Origin of the sequence: Chitinophaga hostae (assembly GCF_018224885.1) — a bacterium.
In the GTDB taxonomy this organism is placed as follows: domain Bacteria; phylum Bacteroidota; class Bacteroidia; order Chitinophagales; family Chitinophagaceae; genus Chitinophaga; species Chitinophaga hostae.
Window position 1 is genome coordinate 93403 of the sequence record NZ_JAGTXB010000018.1, and the last position, 15166, is coordinate 108568.

10 protein-coding genes are annotated in these 15166 nt (G+C 48.7%); 3 read left to right on the forward strand and 7 right to left on the reverse strand.

Features of this window, described 5'->3' with window-relative positions; genetic code table 11:
* The first annotated feature begins 64 nt into the window (after positions 1–64).
* From KE626_RS26650 to KE626_RS26660, 3 genes are all read left to right on the forward strand, one after another.
* Positions 65–1846 (forward strand): ABC transporter ATP-binding protein, encoded by a 1782-nt coding sequence (locus KE626_RS26650; protein ID WP_211976073.1) that lies wholly within the window; start codon positions 65–67, stop codon positions 1844–1846.
* On the forward strand, positions 1843–3591 hold the full coding sequence (locus tag KE626_RS26655) for an ABC transporter ATP-binding protein (protein WP_211976074.1): 1749 nt from the start codon (positions 1843–1845) through the stop codon (positions 3589–3591). The genes KE626_RS26650 and KE626_RS26655 overlap by 4 nt, the downstream gene beginning before the upstream one ends.
* Positions 3592–3848: 257 nt before the next feature.
* Positions 3849–4586: a hypothetical protein gene (locus tag KE626_RS26660; protein ID WP_211976075.1), complete on the forward strand. Its 738-nt coding sequence runs from the start codon at positions 3849–3851 to the stop codon at positions 4584–4586.
* A gap of 94 nt (positions 4587–4680) precedes the next feature.
* Here the strand turns inward: KE626_RS26660 and KE626_RS26665 are convergent, their stop codons facing one another.
* From KE626_RS26665 to KE626_RS26695, 7 genes are all read right to left on the reverse strand, one after another.
* A complete protein-coding gene (locus KE626_RS26665) occupies positions 4681–5805 on the reverse strand; it encodes an efflux RND transporter periplasmic adaptor subunit (RefSeq protein ID WP_249207702.1) in 1125 nt (374 codons plus the stop codon).
* A gap of 34 nt (positions 5806–5839) precedes the next feature.
* Positions 5840–9124, reverse strand: coding sequence for an efflux RND transporter permease subunit (locus tag KE626_RS26670; protein ID WP_211976076.1), 3285 nt, complete (start codon positions 9122–9124; stop codon positions 5840–5842).
* A gap of 61 nt (positions 9125–9185) precedes the next feature.
* Positions 9186–10568, reverse strand: coding sequence for a TolC family protein (locus tag KE626_RS26675; RefSeq protein WP_211976077.1), 1383 nt, complete (start codon positions 10566–10568; stop codon positions 9186–9188).
* A gap of 121 nt (positions 10569–10689) precedes the next feature.
* Positions 10690–12009: a sensor histidine kinase gene (locus KE626_RS26680; RefSeq protein ID WP_211976078.1), complete on the reverse strand. Its 1320-nt coding sequence runs from the start codon at positions 12007–12009 to the stop codon at positions 10690–10692.
* On the reverse strand, positions 12006–12689 hold the full coding sequence (locus KE626_RS26685; RefSeq protein ID WP_211976079.1) for a response regulator transcription factor: 684 nt from the start codon (positions 12687–12689) through the stop codon (positions 12006–12008). The genes KE626_RS26680 and KE626_RS26685 overlap by 4 nt, the downstream gene beginning before the upstream one ends.
* 130 nt (positions 12690–12819) lie before the next feature.
* Entirely contained in the window at positions 12820–14028 is a 1209-nt protein-coding gene (locus tag KE626_RS26690; protein ID WP_211976080.1) for a TlpA disulfide reductase family protein, read from the reverse strand.
* A 22-nt stretch (positions 14029–14050) separates the two neighbouring features.
* Positions 14051–15160 (reverse strand): redoxin domain-containing protein, encoded by a 1110-nt coding sequence (locus tag KE626_RS26695; RefSeq protein WP_211976081.1) that lies wholly within the window; start codon positions 15158–15160, stop codon positions 14051–14053.
* Positions 15161–15166: the final 6 nt, after the last annotated feature.

Here is a 15166-nt window from a genome sequence, read left to right on the forward strand (position 1 = left end):
TATCCCGCTGGTGTAAAAATACTCTTTATGATATAAACCACCTTTGAATAAAGTTAAATATTCGATGGAAGAAAATAAAAAAATGAAGTCGGGCGTGGCACGGTTACTGGAAATAGCTGGCAGCCGCAGGCGCCTGTTACTGCTTTCAGCCATACTGGCTGTGCTGCACGTTATATTAGCTGTTGTACCTTATATACTAACTTATGCGATTCTCAAAGCGCTGATCACTCCGCCGGTGGATGTTTTGCTGATAAAATCGTATATCCGTGACGCTATATACGCCGTTATTGCGGCATATATTTTCCTGTATGCGGCTGGCATGGCATCTCACGTGGCAGCATTCAACATCCTGTATGAACTGCGCAAAAAGATGGCGGAAAAACTGGGCCGGCTGCCATTGGGATTCATTAACAGCCACAATTCCGGCGCTTTAAAGAAAATCATGGCAGATGATATAGAGCGAATTGAAAACTTCATTGCACACAGCATCCCGGATTTTGTAAAAGGAATGGCGCTGCCGCTGATGACGCTGACTTACCTGTTTACGGTCAACTGGCGGCTGGCACTGGCCAGCTGTTTACCCATTGTTATCCTCGCGGTGCTGGTGCCGCTAACGTTCCGTAAAAAAAAGGAGGCGGTAGTCAACTATCACCGGTCACTGGAAGACATGAATGCCGGTATCGTGGAATTTGTAAGGGCTATGCCGGTGATCAAAATATTCGGGCATACTGCCGGGAGCTTCGACAAATACAGCGGCGCGGTATATCGTTTCCAGGACATGGTAATCGACTGGATACGCAGCTCCTCTCCTGCCTTTGGCGTATTTATCAGCTTTGTAAGCAATGCTTCTTTACCTGTGCTGGCCACCGGGTTTTACCTGTACTTCCAGCAGGGGCTCAGCTTATCTGTATTACTGTTATTCCTGGTGCTCGGCGTGGGTTATATAAGGCCTTTGTTTGCACTAAGTACGCTTGGCCCGCAGATTTCGGTCATCAGTCATGGCGTAAAACGGTTGGATGAAATTTTGTTCAGCCAGGAACAGGCCACCGCCGGCGATGAAAGACTGGGTACCAGCTACAGCATTGAATTTGACCATGTATCCTTTAGCTACGACGGCCATGCAGACGCGCTGAGAAATGTAAGCTTTACCATACCACAAGGCAGTATTACCGCGCTGGTGGGGCCTTCCGGCTCCGGAAAGTCTACCGCAGCACAGCTGATCGCCCGCTTCTGGGATACCTCCAGGGGACATATTCTCATTGGAGGCCAGGACATCCGGAAAATTAAACCGGAAGAACTGATGCAACACATCTCCTTTGTTTTCCAGGACAGCTTTATGTTCCAGCAAAGCATCCTGGAAAATATCCGGATGGGAATGGATAAAAGTATGGCCGACATCGAAGCCGCAGCGAAAGCCGCACAGTGCCACGATTTTATTACCCGGCTGCCCAACGGCTACCAAACGCTATGGGGAAGAGAAGGCGTACACCTCAGCGGTGGCGAACAACAACGTATACAGCTGGCCAGGGCCATTTTAAAAGATGCGCCCATACTGGTGCTGGACGAAGCCACCGCCTTCAGCGATCCTGAAAATGAATACCTGATCCAGCAAGCCTTCAACCGGCTGATTGTCCATAAAACGGTGATCGTTATTGCACACCGCCTCAGTACCATCACCCAATGCAACCAGGTGGTGGTCATGAATAAAGGCGCTGTAGCCGGTATCGGCCGGCATGAAGCATTGCTGAAGAACTGCCCGCTCTACCTCCACATGTGGGAAGCGCATACCCGGGCAAAATCTTTCGCCTTAACAGAAACACCCACCTTAAATATCACCACCGAATGATAAAGCATCTGCTCTATATTTTTAAAACCGCGCCGGACGAGGTGCGTCGCAGCATACTCCTGGAACTGTTACACAGTCTTTTTATCGCCGTACCTACCGGTTTCCTGTTGCTGATCATACAGGATCTTTTTTCGGGACAAGCTTCCCCCTGGCGTTTAACCGTATACGTTATGATCCTGGTCGTTTTTCTCATCGGGCAATTATTTGTATCCGTAAAAACGATTATCGGCAGCAACACCATGACCTATGCCATTTCCACCCACCTGCGTATCCGTTTGGGGACCCATTTACAGCGCCTGTCGATGGGCACCTTTAAACAACGCGACCCAGGCGACCTGGCCGCAGTAGTATTACAGGACGTGGCTAATTTTGAACTGATCTTTGGTCATACCATCGGTAATATGGCCGGTGGTGTTTTTGCCACACTGATTATTTCCATCTTCCTCTTTATCACCGACTGGCGGCTGGCGCTGGTATTACTGGCAGCACTCCCTCTTTGCTGGGCCATGATACAGGTATCCAACTACCTGGTTGTAAGGCAAGGGAAAAAACATGTACAGGCGAGAAATGAAACCGGCGCCAGGTTCCTGGAATATGTACAGGGGATCAGGCATATCAAATCATTTGGTATGACCGGCAGCCGCTTTAGTACACTGGAAACAGCGCTCAACGACTTCCGGAAAACGAGCATCCGCACAGAGGCCATACCCGGTCCCTTTGTGATGACAGCCGGCATTGTGCTGGAACTGTTTTTCCTCCTGATGCTGGGCATGGCGGTTACCTTTCTTTCTAATGGCACCCTGGGCATTGCTACCCTTATTACTTTCCTGATAATCGGCTATCGCTTGTATGAACCCATCAAAGTGCTGTTGGTAGATTACGTAGTGCTGCGTTATATGAACATCAGCCTGGGGCGCGTAATTGAATTGCTGAAAACACGGGAGCAAAGCGCTGGTGAACGATTAACACCTCCACGGTACGACATCTCCTTTGACAACGTAAGTTTTGCCTATCATCCCGGCAAAAATGTACTGGAAAATATTTCCTTTCATGTGCCGGAATGCAGTATGCTGGCCCTGGCAGGCCCCTCCGGCTCCGGCAAAACCACCATCACCTCCCTGATTGCACGCTTCTGGGACACTACACAAGGCGCAATAAAAATTGGCGGTACCGATGTAAAGAACATGGAACCCGCTGCCGTTTATTCCTGTATCAGTGAAGTATTCCAGGAGGTATACCTGTTCGACGACAGCATATATAACAACATCCGTTTCGGTCGCATGGATGCTACAGAAACCGAAATACTGGAGGCTGCCGAAACCGCACAGGTACTCGATTTCGCAATGGAGCTGCCCGAAGGTATCCACAGTATGACAGGCGAAGGCGGCAATAAATTATCCGGCGGACAAAAACAACGCATCAGCATTGCCCGGGCGCTGTTAAAAAATGCGCCGGTAATACTGCTGGACGAAGCCACCGCCTCTCTCGATCCCGAAAACGAAATCTATATCCAGGAAGCCATACAACAACTGGTAAAAGGAAAAACAGTGATCGTGATAGCGCATAAACTGGCGACCATCAAACATGCAGATATGATCCTGGTACTGAACAACGGGACGGTGGAAGAAAGGGGAACGCATGAAATGCTGCTGGCACGCGGCGGCCTTTACAGCCATTTGTGGGAGCGGCAACAGGCTGCCGACGGATGGCTGATCAGTGGGGATTCTTGTCTTGCTCAGGATTAAACTGATTTTATGATTTTCAGGATTTTTTTTGCCCAGGATTAAACTGATTTTGAAGATTTACAGGATTTTTTCCATTTTGATTTTAAAAGATCCGGGAAGATAGAAGCGATACCCGCTTTCATCTTCCCGAATCTTTTAAAATCAATTTATCACAAGAAAAAAATCCTGTAAATCTTCAAAATCAGTTTAATCCTGGACAAAAAAATCCGTTATATTGAGAGAACAAATACCCTATTCTCTCATCTCAAAATAATGATATGAACCCGGTAACCATAACAGTATACCTCCAGGCACTGGGAGGTAAATTTCTTGGTCCCAACGCTTTCAGCATTGCTGATGAGCCGATTACCGTTTCCTTTATCTGTGGCAGCATCGACGCCAACCTGCCTTATGCGGCGGCTACCAGCGACGACGGCAACATCAGTTCCGGCTTCAGTAACAGTATACCTTATACGTTACCTATTCTTACACTGGATAACAATACGTATACCGAAAACTTCCTGACAACAGACAGCAATACTATTGCAGGCACAGTGACGGTTCCAGCCAGCGCGATTACGCCGTTCATGAATGCAGCTATTATCGCTGTCATTCCGCGGCCAACAGGTATTCCATTGAAAATTGTGCAAAATGTAGTGCTCACGGCGGGGCAATCAGCCTATACATTTACCCTACTGGTCCCCGGCTTACTGCTGGAACCCGCTACCGATGCACAGCCCGCCGACACCATTTCGGTGCTGGTTAAAATGATGTGCGGCTGCAAGCTGACCGTGAACACCAGCAAAAGTTTCTGGGCCCCGGACGATTTCGAGGTAATGGCCTATCTCAGCTACAGCGACGGCAGTGTAGTATCCTACCCTATGAGTTTTGATACCATGAGCAACGACTCCACTTTTATTGCGGTGATTAACGATAACGCCTACACGGAAATTTACTTTACCGCGCAACAGCGCAGTACCGGCAACTATGGCTACTTAAATGTGCTGCCGGCCTGAAATGCAGTTAGCTTTTAGCATTTAGTGAAATCCGCTGCATTTCACTAAATGCTAAAAGCTAACTGCTAACTGCTTCTTTTCATCATCTATCGGCCTACTTAACCTTTACATTTGCCGCTACTGCTTCATCTCTTATTTCTTCACTGGCAGTGGTCACCAGTACATCGCCGGCATTCAGTTCGCCGAATATCTCCGTCCTGCCTTTTTCACTTTGTCCTGTTGTTACCGGTACCCACTTTGTTTTTTTATCTGCTACTTTGATCACGAATACACCTTTGGTAGAATTCAATATAGCGCTGGAGGGCACCACGAAGTTGCTGCCATTGCCATTCAGCGGAATAGCTACTTCGGCCACCATACCTGGCAATAAGGTTTTATCGTTATTGGCCACATCTATTTCTATGTGTTGGGAACGGAGTTTACGATCCAGCGCACCGGCGAGACGGATTACTTTTCCCTTAAACTGTTTTTCTGCCAGTGATCTTACTGTAAAATTCACTTCGCTCTGGTTATTCAGGTAGCTGGTATAGGCTTCAGGTATGCTCACCACCAGCCTCAGCTTCTTTTGTTCCTGCAGGGTAAAGATGGGCATTTCAGAGCCTTTGCCGGAAGGGCCAACGTAGGCGCCGGCGCTCACATTACGTGCGGTGATTACACCGCTGAATGGTGCGCGGATCTCCAGGTAGTTACGATTATCGCCCACCTCCCGGTGTGCAGCTTTAGCAGCGTCGAGCTGTGCGAGATCTGATTTCTGGCGGGCATAGGCCACGTCCAGGTCATTCTGTGAAATAGTACCGGGCGTTTTGCTGGTTTCCAGTAAGCGGTCGTAGGTGGCTTTACTGGAAAGATAGATCGCCTCCTGCGACTTGAGTCTCGATTCGGCGCCAGACAGCTGTGAATTGATTTCCGGCGCTTCCATGCTGCAAAGCAGCTGACCGGTAGTCACTTCACTGCCAACATCCACATTCATTTTCTTTATAAAGCTGCTCACTTTTGCGTAGAGGTCTACCTGCTGGAAAGCGATCAGCTCTCCCGGTATTTGTATGGCTGAAGAAACACTGCCTTTTTCCAGGGGGAAAGCCTCCAGTGCCGGCGCTGCTGCTTCGGGTGCGGATGCTTCTTTTCCTTCTTTGGCGCCGGAAGTACTGCAACTATACAGTCCTGCGCTGATGATCATTACTGATAATAAAGGAAATGTTGTACGGAAACCGCTGTTCATAAAATATATTTTAATAGAAATTAGATGATTGTTGTTATGCTGATGCTTTTTCGCCTGATGGAATATAGTAGTCACTTTCTTCATCTCTCGGATGCAGTGAAACGCTGCGGGTGCCTGCTTTAGCACGTCCCCAGGCAAAAGCCAGCGGGAGTATAAACAAGGCTGCGAAAGTGGAAGCAATCAACCCGCCTATTACCGCTCTTCCTAAAGGAGAAGACTGATCGCCTGCTTCTCCCAAACCGCTGGCCATGGGTATCATACCTACCACCATTGCCAGGGCTGTCATTACAATAGGACGTAAACGCAGCGCGGCGGCTTCTGTGGCAGAGAGTAAAGCGTCGCCGTTATGTTTCCTCAGCTGTTCTGCATTTGTTATCAGTAACACCGCGTTGGAAATGGATACGCCTACCGACATGATCATACCCATATATGATTGCAGGTTGAGTGTGGACCGGCACATGATCAACAGCGCCAGGGATCCCAGTAACACGGCCGGTACGGTGGCCAGCACAATCGCAGATACTTTGAACGACTGGAAATTTGCTGCCAGCATCAGGAAAATCACTACTATGGCCACGATCAAACCACTTTGTAAACTGTCGAGCGTATCGGTGAGCGTATTGCTTAAACCGATCATCTCCACATTGAGGCCGCGTGGTAATGGTCCGAGTGCGGCAATCGCTTTTCTTACACCAGCAGAAGCAGTACCCAGGTCCTTGTTGTTCAGGTTCGCCGTTACCGTCATGGTAGGCATGGCGCCGAGGTTATCCACCTCTCCGTAAGTCGTATCTGCAGACAAAGTAGCCACATCCCCCAGCAACGGGCGGGAGGCGTTTTTCAGCAGTGGTATTTCGCCCATCTGCTCTTTGCTGTTCATCTTACTTTCCGGTATCTGTACCTGTACATTATAGCTCAGTCCTGCTTTTTCATCTACCCATATATTTTTCTCCGTGAGCCGGGAGGAAGAAGTAGAAGCGATCAGTGAACGGGATACATCGCTTACATCTACGCCCAGCTGGGCTGCGCGGATACGGTCTATATTTACACTGATGGCCGGGTATTTAATGGATTGCCCGATCTGCACATCCCGCAGATACGACACCTGTTTCAACTGGCCTACCAGCCGTTGTGCGTACTGTTCGCTCAGTTTCCTGTCGCGACCGGCAAACCGCACCTCTATGGGTGTTGGCGAGCCCTGGCTCAGGATTTTATCTGTCAGCTCTATCGGTTCGAAGGAAAGGCTCATTTGCGGATCTATTGCTTTCGCCTTTTCCCTGATCTTATCTTTCAATTCTTCGAGATTGGTTTTATAATGCTCACTGAGCGACACCTGTAATACCGATTCGTGAGGTCCCGCCATCCATAGAAAGATGGGCGCAGTGGAAAACAGCTGTGGGTGCATCCCGATATAAGCGGAAGTAATAGACACATTTTCTTTTCCTACAATCTGGTTGATGCCGTCCAACAGTTTGATGGTTTGTTCTTCCGTGCGTTCAATACGTGTACCATCCGGTATGCGCATTCTTACCTGGAACTGACTGCCATTCACTTTTGGCAATACATCCCGGCCGATGCCGGAAAGCAACAATGCTACTATGCCGCAAACAATCACCAGGTAGGCCACCACGATGGGTTTGCGGTAAGGCATCATTCTGCCGATAAACCGCAGGTAGCGGTTTCTTAGTTTTTCAAAGCGGCTGATCTTACCATCGCGGTTACCGTCGGCCCTTTCCACCAATACTTTTTTCTGCTCCCAGGTATCATGCTCTCCGGCGCCTGCCAAACCCGATGCAGCAAATTCTTCCGCATCCGTCATTTCGCTGCCGTCTGCTTTCTTATGGTGCTTTACTTTCATGACCCAGTTGGCCATAATTGGCACAAAGGTTTGCGCCAGGAAATAGGAAATGATCATGCTGAAACCAATGGCCAGCGCCAATGGCAGGAACAGGGAACCAGGGATGCCGCCCATGGTAAAGGCAGGCGCAAACACAGCGAGGATACAGAAAAGGATCAGCAGTTTCGGAAACGCAATTTCCTGACAGGCATCCCAGATGGCCAGGGCCTTGGGTTTCCCCATATCGAGATGCTGGTGAATATTTTCTATCGTCACCGTGCTCTCATCTACCAGGATACCGATCGCCAGTGCCAGTCCGCTCAGCGTCATGATGTTGATGGTTTGTCCGAACAGGCTGAGAAAAAGTACCGCAGAGATAATGGAGGTAGGAATCGTGAGGATCACGATCATGGCCCCCCGCGGATCACCCAGGAACAACAGTACCATCAATCCCGTTAAGATAGCGCCAATGGTTCCTTCTGTCAGCAAACTTTTTACGGAGTTGATCACATAGGTCGACTGGTCAAATTCATAACTCAGCTTCACATCTTCAGGCAGCTGTGCCTGTATTTTGGGCAATGATTTTTTCAGGTTCTGCACTACTTCCCAGGTAGAAGCGTCGGCACTTTTGGCGATGCTCAGGTATACAGAGCGGCGGCCGTTAACAAGGGCATAGCCCGCGGTAACGTCGGCGCCGTCTTCTACGGTGGCCACGTCGCGCAGGTAAAGATTTTGCACATCTCCTTTAAATAAAGGGATATTTTCAAAATCCTTCACCGTGCGGATCGTGGTATTAGCGGGCGTGATATAATTGTTATTGCCGATACGCACGTTACCTGAAGGCGTGGTCTGGTTGTTCAAACGCATGGCTTCCACCAGCTGATCGGCCGTCATGTTATGCTGACGGAGCAGCTCCGGATCGGCCTTGATGACCACGGTACGCATGTTACCGCCAAAAGGTGTGGAACCAATCAGTCCCGGAATGGATGTAAACGAAGAGCGCACGTACACATTCGCCATATCCAGCAGTTCATTATTGCTCCGTTTACTGCTGCTCAGCACCAACTGCCCCACGGGCAAGGTAGAGGCATCAAAGCGAATAACAAAGGGTGGGTTGGAACCCGGTGGAAAAATGGCCTGTATCCTGTTGGAAAAAGCGCTCACTTCCGCCGCCGCCTGCGCCATATTGGTGCCGGGATAAAAGTTGATCTTCATCAGGGTAAGCCCCTGGATATTCTTTGTTTCAATGCTCTTAACACCATTTACGAACAGGAATATATTGATGTATTGTTTGGCGAAGAAAGACTCCATTTGCTTTGGCGTGTATCCTCCAAAGGGGTGGGATACATAGATCACGGGCATGTCGAGCTTTGGGAAGATATCGATCTTAATCGTGCTCACCGCTTTTATCCCAAAGAAAAACAGACCGGCAACCAGCACCAGGATAGTAATAGGTTTTTTTAATGCGAAACTGATTAAGTTCATGGTAATGAAGTGTTGATAAATAAAGCCATCAATGGCGTCCGTTTAACGAAAGCGAATTACGCTAGTTCTCAAATATGCTGAAATCACCTGCAGCAGCGGCTTTAAGCAATAAAGCCTGCCAAACATTACTATAGGCGATGTCCCGGTCTGTTTCTGCCCTTATCAATGCATACAAAGCCTGTGTTACATCCACGAGGTTTGTTAACCCGTTCTTATACAACACCGACTTTTGCAGATACGCATCTGAAGCCGCTTTCACCTGTACCGGCACTTCCCGGTAGTTGTCCAGCGCGTTCTTTATTTTGGTATCCGAAAGCTCCAGCTGCGCGCTGATTTGCTGACCGGCCAGATCGTATTCGTATTGTAATCCTTTGCTTATAAGTTGTTGTGACTTCACCTGCCGCGAGATGCGGAAAGGCTGGGTAATATTCCAGGTTACGCCTATTCCGAAAAGGTAATTGGTACGGGTAGGTTTTACGCCGTCCCAGTAGTTATGCGTGAAATCGGTTTGATCGGAGGCATAGCCATAACCAAAACCGGAGCCCCGGGTCTGTAATACGCCTACCAGTGTAAAAGCCGGGTAGTAAAAGGTTTTAGCGTATTTTGCCTGTTCATCGCTGAGGGCAATACGGCTTTTGTACCATTGCAGCAGCGGATGATTTTCCGGGTTGAAAGTGGATGATGGTAAGGCCGGAATACGGGCCATATAGGAAGTATCCACTACAAAAGATTGCGGTGTTATCCCCATCAGCTGCGCCAGCTGATTGCTCTGCTCTGCTTCAAAATCCATGGCTTTGGTGAGTGCAATTTTTGCGCTGGAATATTCGGCGTTGGCCTGCGAGGAATCCACCCCGGCAATGAGTCCGTTCTTTACGCGGGTAGCCACCACGCGGCGGATAGTATCTGCCCGGTCAAGGTTTTCCCGGTAAGAGCGGGTCAGTTGCTGCGCTGCTACGAGGTTTAAATAAGTGGCCGCCACTTTTATTTTGTGCTTAAAAATCTCCTGTTGCCAGTCTTTATCGTTCTGTGCGGCGGCCGCTAATGCTGTTTTAACTTTTTCCTTTGCCCTGCCGAAAGCGAAGAAATCCCAGTTGATATTAGTAAGGTATAATGCGCCAAAAGATGCATTCCAGTTCTGATGATCGAGCGGTAACCCGGAAGAGGCCACGCTAAGGCCTCCGAAGCCGTATAACGGGCCGTTCTGGCCGTTAACAGTACCATAGTCCTGCTGCACTGCCACGTTAAAATTTGGCAGGTAATCGCGGCGTGCCTGGGATACCTGTTCCCGGGAAGCCGCTGTATAGCTGGCTTTGGCCTTGATGGTGCCATAGTTGGCGATGGCGGTGTCAATGGCCTGTTTAAGGGTAAATACCTGTTGTGCTTTTGCACTAAAGTCGGAAAGCACCGCTGCCAGCGCCAACAGGAAGTATTGTTTACTCCACATGAATAAATAGATTTTACGGTTGAAATACCCTGAAGGATATTCAACAGCAAAATGACTGTATCATTTTGAAGTAACTTTGAAGGAAACTCAAAATTGATTTTTTTTTTGGAGAGATGGCGAACTACGCCGACAGTACTTCCGCTATAGACAAGGCTTCGGCGCTATTTATCACAGGTTGGTCATTCTTATAAAAATATACATGGATGCGGTGCCAGCCATCTGAATAGGTATAATCGATCGCATAATTGTTGACTTCGCAGATCTGTTTTACGATGGCCAAACCCAGGCCGATACTGTCGTTGCTCTGGTTGCTTTTTTTGAACCGCTGAAACAGTTCACAGGTAGGACCCTGCGGCGGCAGCCCGGTATTGCTGATACAAAACTCCCGCGGGGTAAGCAGTACATTGATCTGACCGCCATCGCGGTTATGACGGATCGCGTTGCTCAGCAGGTTGCTGATCAGCATTTCTGCCAGCGCCGGGTGAATGGTCAGCGGAATATTTTTATCGAGATTGGTAGAGAGATGAATTTCCCGCATCGTGATCCAGTCTTCATACGTTGCAATCACTTCCTTGGTTACCCGGCAGAACTTCAAACTTTCTGTTGCTTTAAATTCCTGGTTTTCCAGTTTTGTGAGCAGGATAAGAGAGCGGTTAATATGCGACAATTTTTCGATAGCATTCTGCATATCCCCTATCAGGGCGGCTTGTACGCCATCGATGTTTGTTTCTGACAACAATTCAATTTTACTGCGGATTACAGCGAGCGGTGTTTGCAGTTCGTGCGAAGCATTTTCACTGAACTCTTTTACTGCCGCATAATCTTCCATCGCCTTATCCGTCATTTTGCTGAGGAAAACGTTCAGCTCTTTGAATTCGGTGGTGCTGGTTTGCGGCAGCTGTATTTTATTTTTTTGTTTGAGATCGAAGCTGTGAATGGCTTTCATGGTGCGCCGCAGTGGAGAAAAAATCTTGCCGGACAGCAGTCTTGCAGTAACCGCTACTGCCACAATCATCAGCAGCATCTTCCAAACCACGGTGCCCAGCATTCCCCGGAAAATTTCTTCTGACTTAATTACATAATTATAGGAAGAGATTTTATAATGCTGCGCGCCCACTTCATAATAGGAGTCAACGGTGATCCTGCATTCCTTGCGGCCGAGGTCTTCTGCCACGTAATTGTCTTTTACCACTGTTACCCGCTGTTCCGGCAGCGCGCCCGGCAACAGGCTGATGGCAATGGGCCTGCCATGGGTATAGCGGTCTGGTTTTTCGCCCGCCTTTAACTGCTGGGCTACCCGGTCGTTCACCTCCTTCATACGGGTTACTTCCGCTTCATCAAGGTGTTTTTTGATGTTGTTACGGGAGATGAACATGGTCACCGGTGTGATCAGGAACACGATACCGATAAACCAGATTGTTATTTTGTTTATTAGCTTCATGTTTTGGATGTATTAAACTTATAGCCCAGACCGTATACCGTTTCTATGTAATCTATTCCTTCTACCGCACTGATCTTTTTCCGCAGATTTTTTACATGTTGGTAAACGAAATCAAAGTTAGCCAGGTTATCGGTATAATCACCCCAGAGATGTGCGGCGATGGACTGCCTCGAAAGTACACGGTTTTTATTTACCACAAAATACAACAACAGGTCGAATTCTTTGCGGGTAACCTCCAGCAGGGTGTTGTTCACGGTGGCCTCTACCGTGTCGGTATTGAGCACTATTTCGTTGAAAATGACCAGGTTATTGCCTTCCAGCTTCTTACGGCGGTAAATAGCCCGGAGCCTTGCATGCAGCTCCGGCAGGTGAAAGGGCTTGGTTACATAATCGTCGGCCCCGCCTTCCAGGCCGTTTACCTTATCATCGAGCGCATCTTTGGCGGAAATAATGAGAATACCGCTGTTAATGTTCTCCTGCCGGATGTATTTAAGCAATTCCAGGCCGTTGCCATCCGGCAGCATAATATCCAGCAGGATGCAATCGTACGTGAAAAGAGAAAGCTTCTCGCGGGCCACCTCGAAGGTGTAGGCCAGTTCACAGATATACTTTTCACCGTTGAGGTAATCGGAGATCCCGCTGGCCAGTTCCTTGTTATCTTCTACAATCAATACTTTCATAAAAACATACCTGGGTGTAAGGTGGCATGTAAATTTATAGGAATTTTGAAGTTTAGGGAACAACAGGGGCATAATAAAAAAATCCCCGCAGCCATCGGCCACGGGGACACATCCTCTTTATTTCCGGTTATCAGGAACCAAACACCTCTTTCAGCTTCTTGTTCATTGCTTCGTCATCTTCCCCGCCACCGCCATAGCGGCCTATGATCACGCCATTAGGATCGATAAGTATTTTGGTAGGCAGTGAATGAATACCGTAATAATCGCTTACATCTTCCGGGTTAGGCAGGTTCTTTTGTCTTTTATCCCAGTCCAGTCCGCGGAGTACGTGACGCCAAATGCCAATACCATCCTGGCTGACCGCCTTTTTCCAGGCATCGTGGTTGGAGTCATCGTCCGAAATGCCGATAATTTCGAAGCCTTTGGCGCTGTATTTACCATACAGTTCTTTCAGGCGGGGATTGCCTTTGCGGCAGGGGCCGCACCAGCTGGCCCAGAAATCAAGCATCACGTATTTGCCTTTGAAATCAGCGAGGCTAAGGGTTTTACCATCAATATCCGTTTTGGTAAACTCATGGGCAGGGCTGCCGGGAGAACCGCCGCGGAGGCCATCGAGTTCCTTTTTGATTTCAATACCATCCATGCTCTGCTGCATCGCCGGCGACATTTTTGCATAATAGGCCTCACCTTCCTGCAGCGGCATATTGCTTACCCGGAAACGGAGCAATTGTGCTGACACATAAGAATCCGGATACTGGTCAATGAAAGCCTTATCTACTTTCTCCATTTGATCATAGAATGGCTCCATCTGTGCTTTCAGCTTGTCGAGCTTTGTTTTATAGGATTCCAGCGTTGCCTCCGGCTTTTTGGCTTTCATAGCAGCGATGTACTCCAGGTTCATTTTGTTGTACGCATCAGAGAGGGGCTTCAGTTTCTTCATTACTGGAGCGCGGTTGGCGGTCAGTTTATCCTGGTCCAGCTGCACTTTGGAGCCGGTAAGTTTGGCATCTTTCAGCCGCCCGGTGGCAGAGGTTAGTTTCATCGGAGCCGACTCCATGAAAAAGCTGGTCACATCACCTTCGCCATACATAGCAGTTTTCCAGTCGAGGTACATCCTGGCTTCCACGGGCTGTACAAGTTCGCCATGGAAAGTAAATTTGCCGTTTTTAGACATGGTGCTGTCTGTTCTGAATCTCCCTTCGCTCTCTGTATAAGCGAGGTATACATAGCGGTTGGGCAATCCTTTCATATCTCCCGTAAGGGTAAACGGTGCTTTTGTTTGCGCCTGTGCGCCAAACTGCAACATCATTAAGGGAAGGGCAATGAGCGTATATTTCATGCGATTATTTTTGATGAGATAATTATAAAACTTCTGCGAGCTTCTTTTCCAGTTCCTCGCCATGCAGGTCTTTTGCGATGATCTTACCTGAAGGATCGATCAGCAGGTTGCTGGGGATGCTGCCGATATCATATTGTTTGGCAACGGCATTGTTCCAGAACTTGAGGTCCGATACATGTGTCCAGGTGAGGCCATCCTGGTGGATGGCGTTGAGCCATTTTTCTTTACCGTTGGGCTGATCGAGCGATACGCCCAGCACGGTGAAATTTTTGCTGTTGTATTTTTTGAATGCTGCCACTACATTCGGATTTTCATCCCTGCAGGGGTGACACCAGCTGGCCCAGAAATCGACCAGTACGTATTTACCACGGAAATCCTTCAGGGAAACGGGTTTGCCGAGGGTATCGTTCTGCGTAAAATCGAGCGCCATGCTACCGATACCGGTGAGTTTATTGACGCGGATGCTGTGGGCCAGTCGTTTTGCCGGACCGTTTTCTTTTGCGGCGGCCGACAGTTTATTGAAGATCCGCTCTTTTTCATCCAGTGGCGTGTCGTTCAGGTGCGACAGCAACGACGCACTGATACCCGACGCAGGATGTTGCAGCACCCATTGTTTGGTGAGTTTTTCGCTTTCCTCCTGCATCTGTTTTATTTTCGGTTGCAGCGCCGCGAGGCCGGCGGAGTCATTTTCCGCGTATAGTTTGTTGGCCTGTTTGTAGAGGTCTGCCTGACCTTTTAAACCGGGCGCCTGTTTCATCATAGCGCTATACCCGTTGTTGTCTTTTACAAACTGCGGACCGCCAAATACGGCGTCTTTAAACATAGGACCATCGCCTTTAATGGTGATGTTCCCTTTATCCAGGTAATAAAGGAACACGCTATTGTCGCTATAGGATTTCCCGATCTGGATGATATAAAAATCTGCTTCGCCCGGGGCGATATTTGTTTTGATGGTAAAGCCACCGGCGGTAGTTTGCACGGAATCGCGGCGATCGTCGCCGCCCTGTGAGCGCCAATACACCCATTGACCTGCGGGAAGGTCCTTGATGGTAGCGGTGATGGTGGTATTTTGTTGTGCCTGTGCAGCGGCAGTAGTAAGTGCAGCTGCCAGGAATGCGATTGTTTTTTTCATACCTGT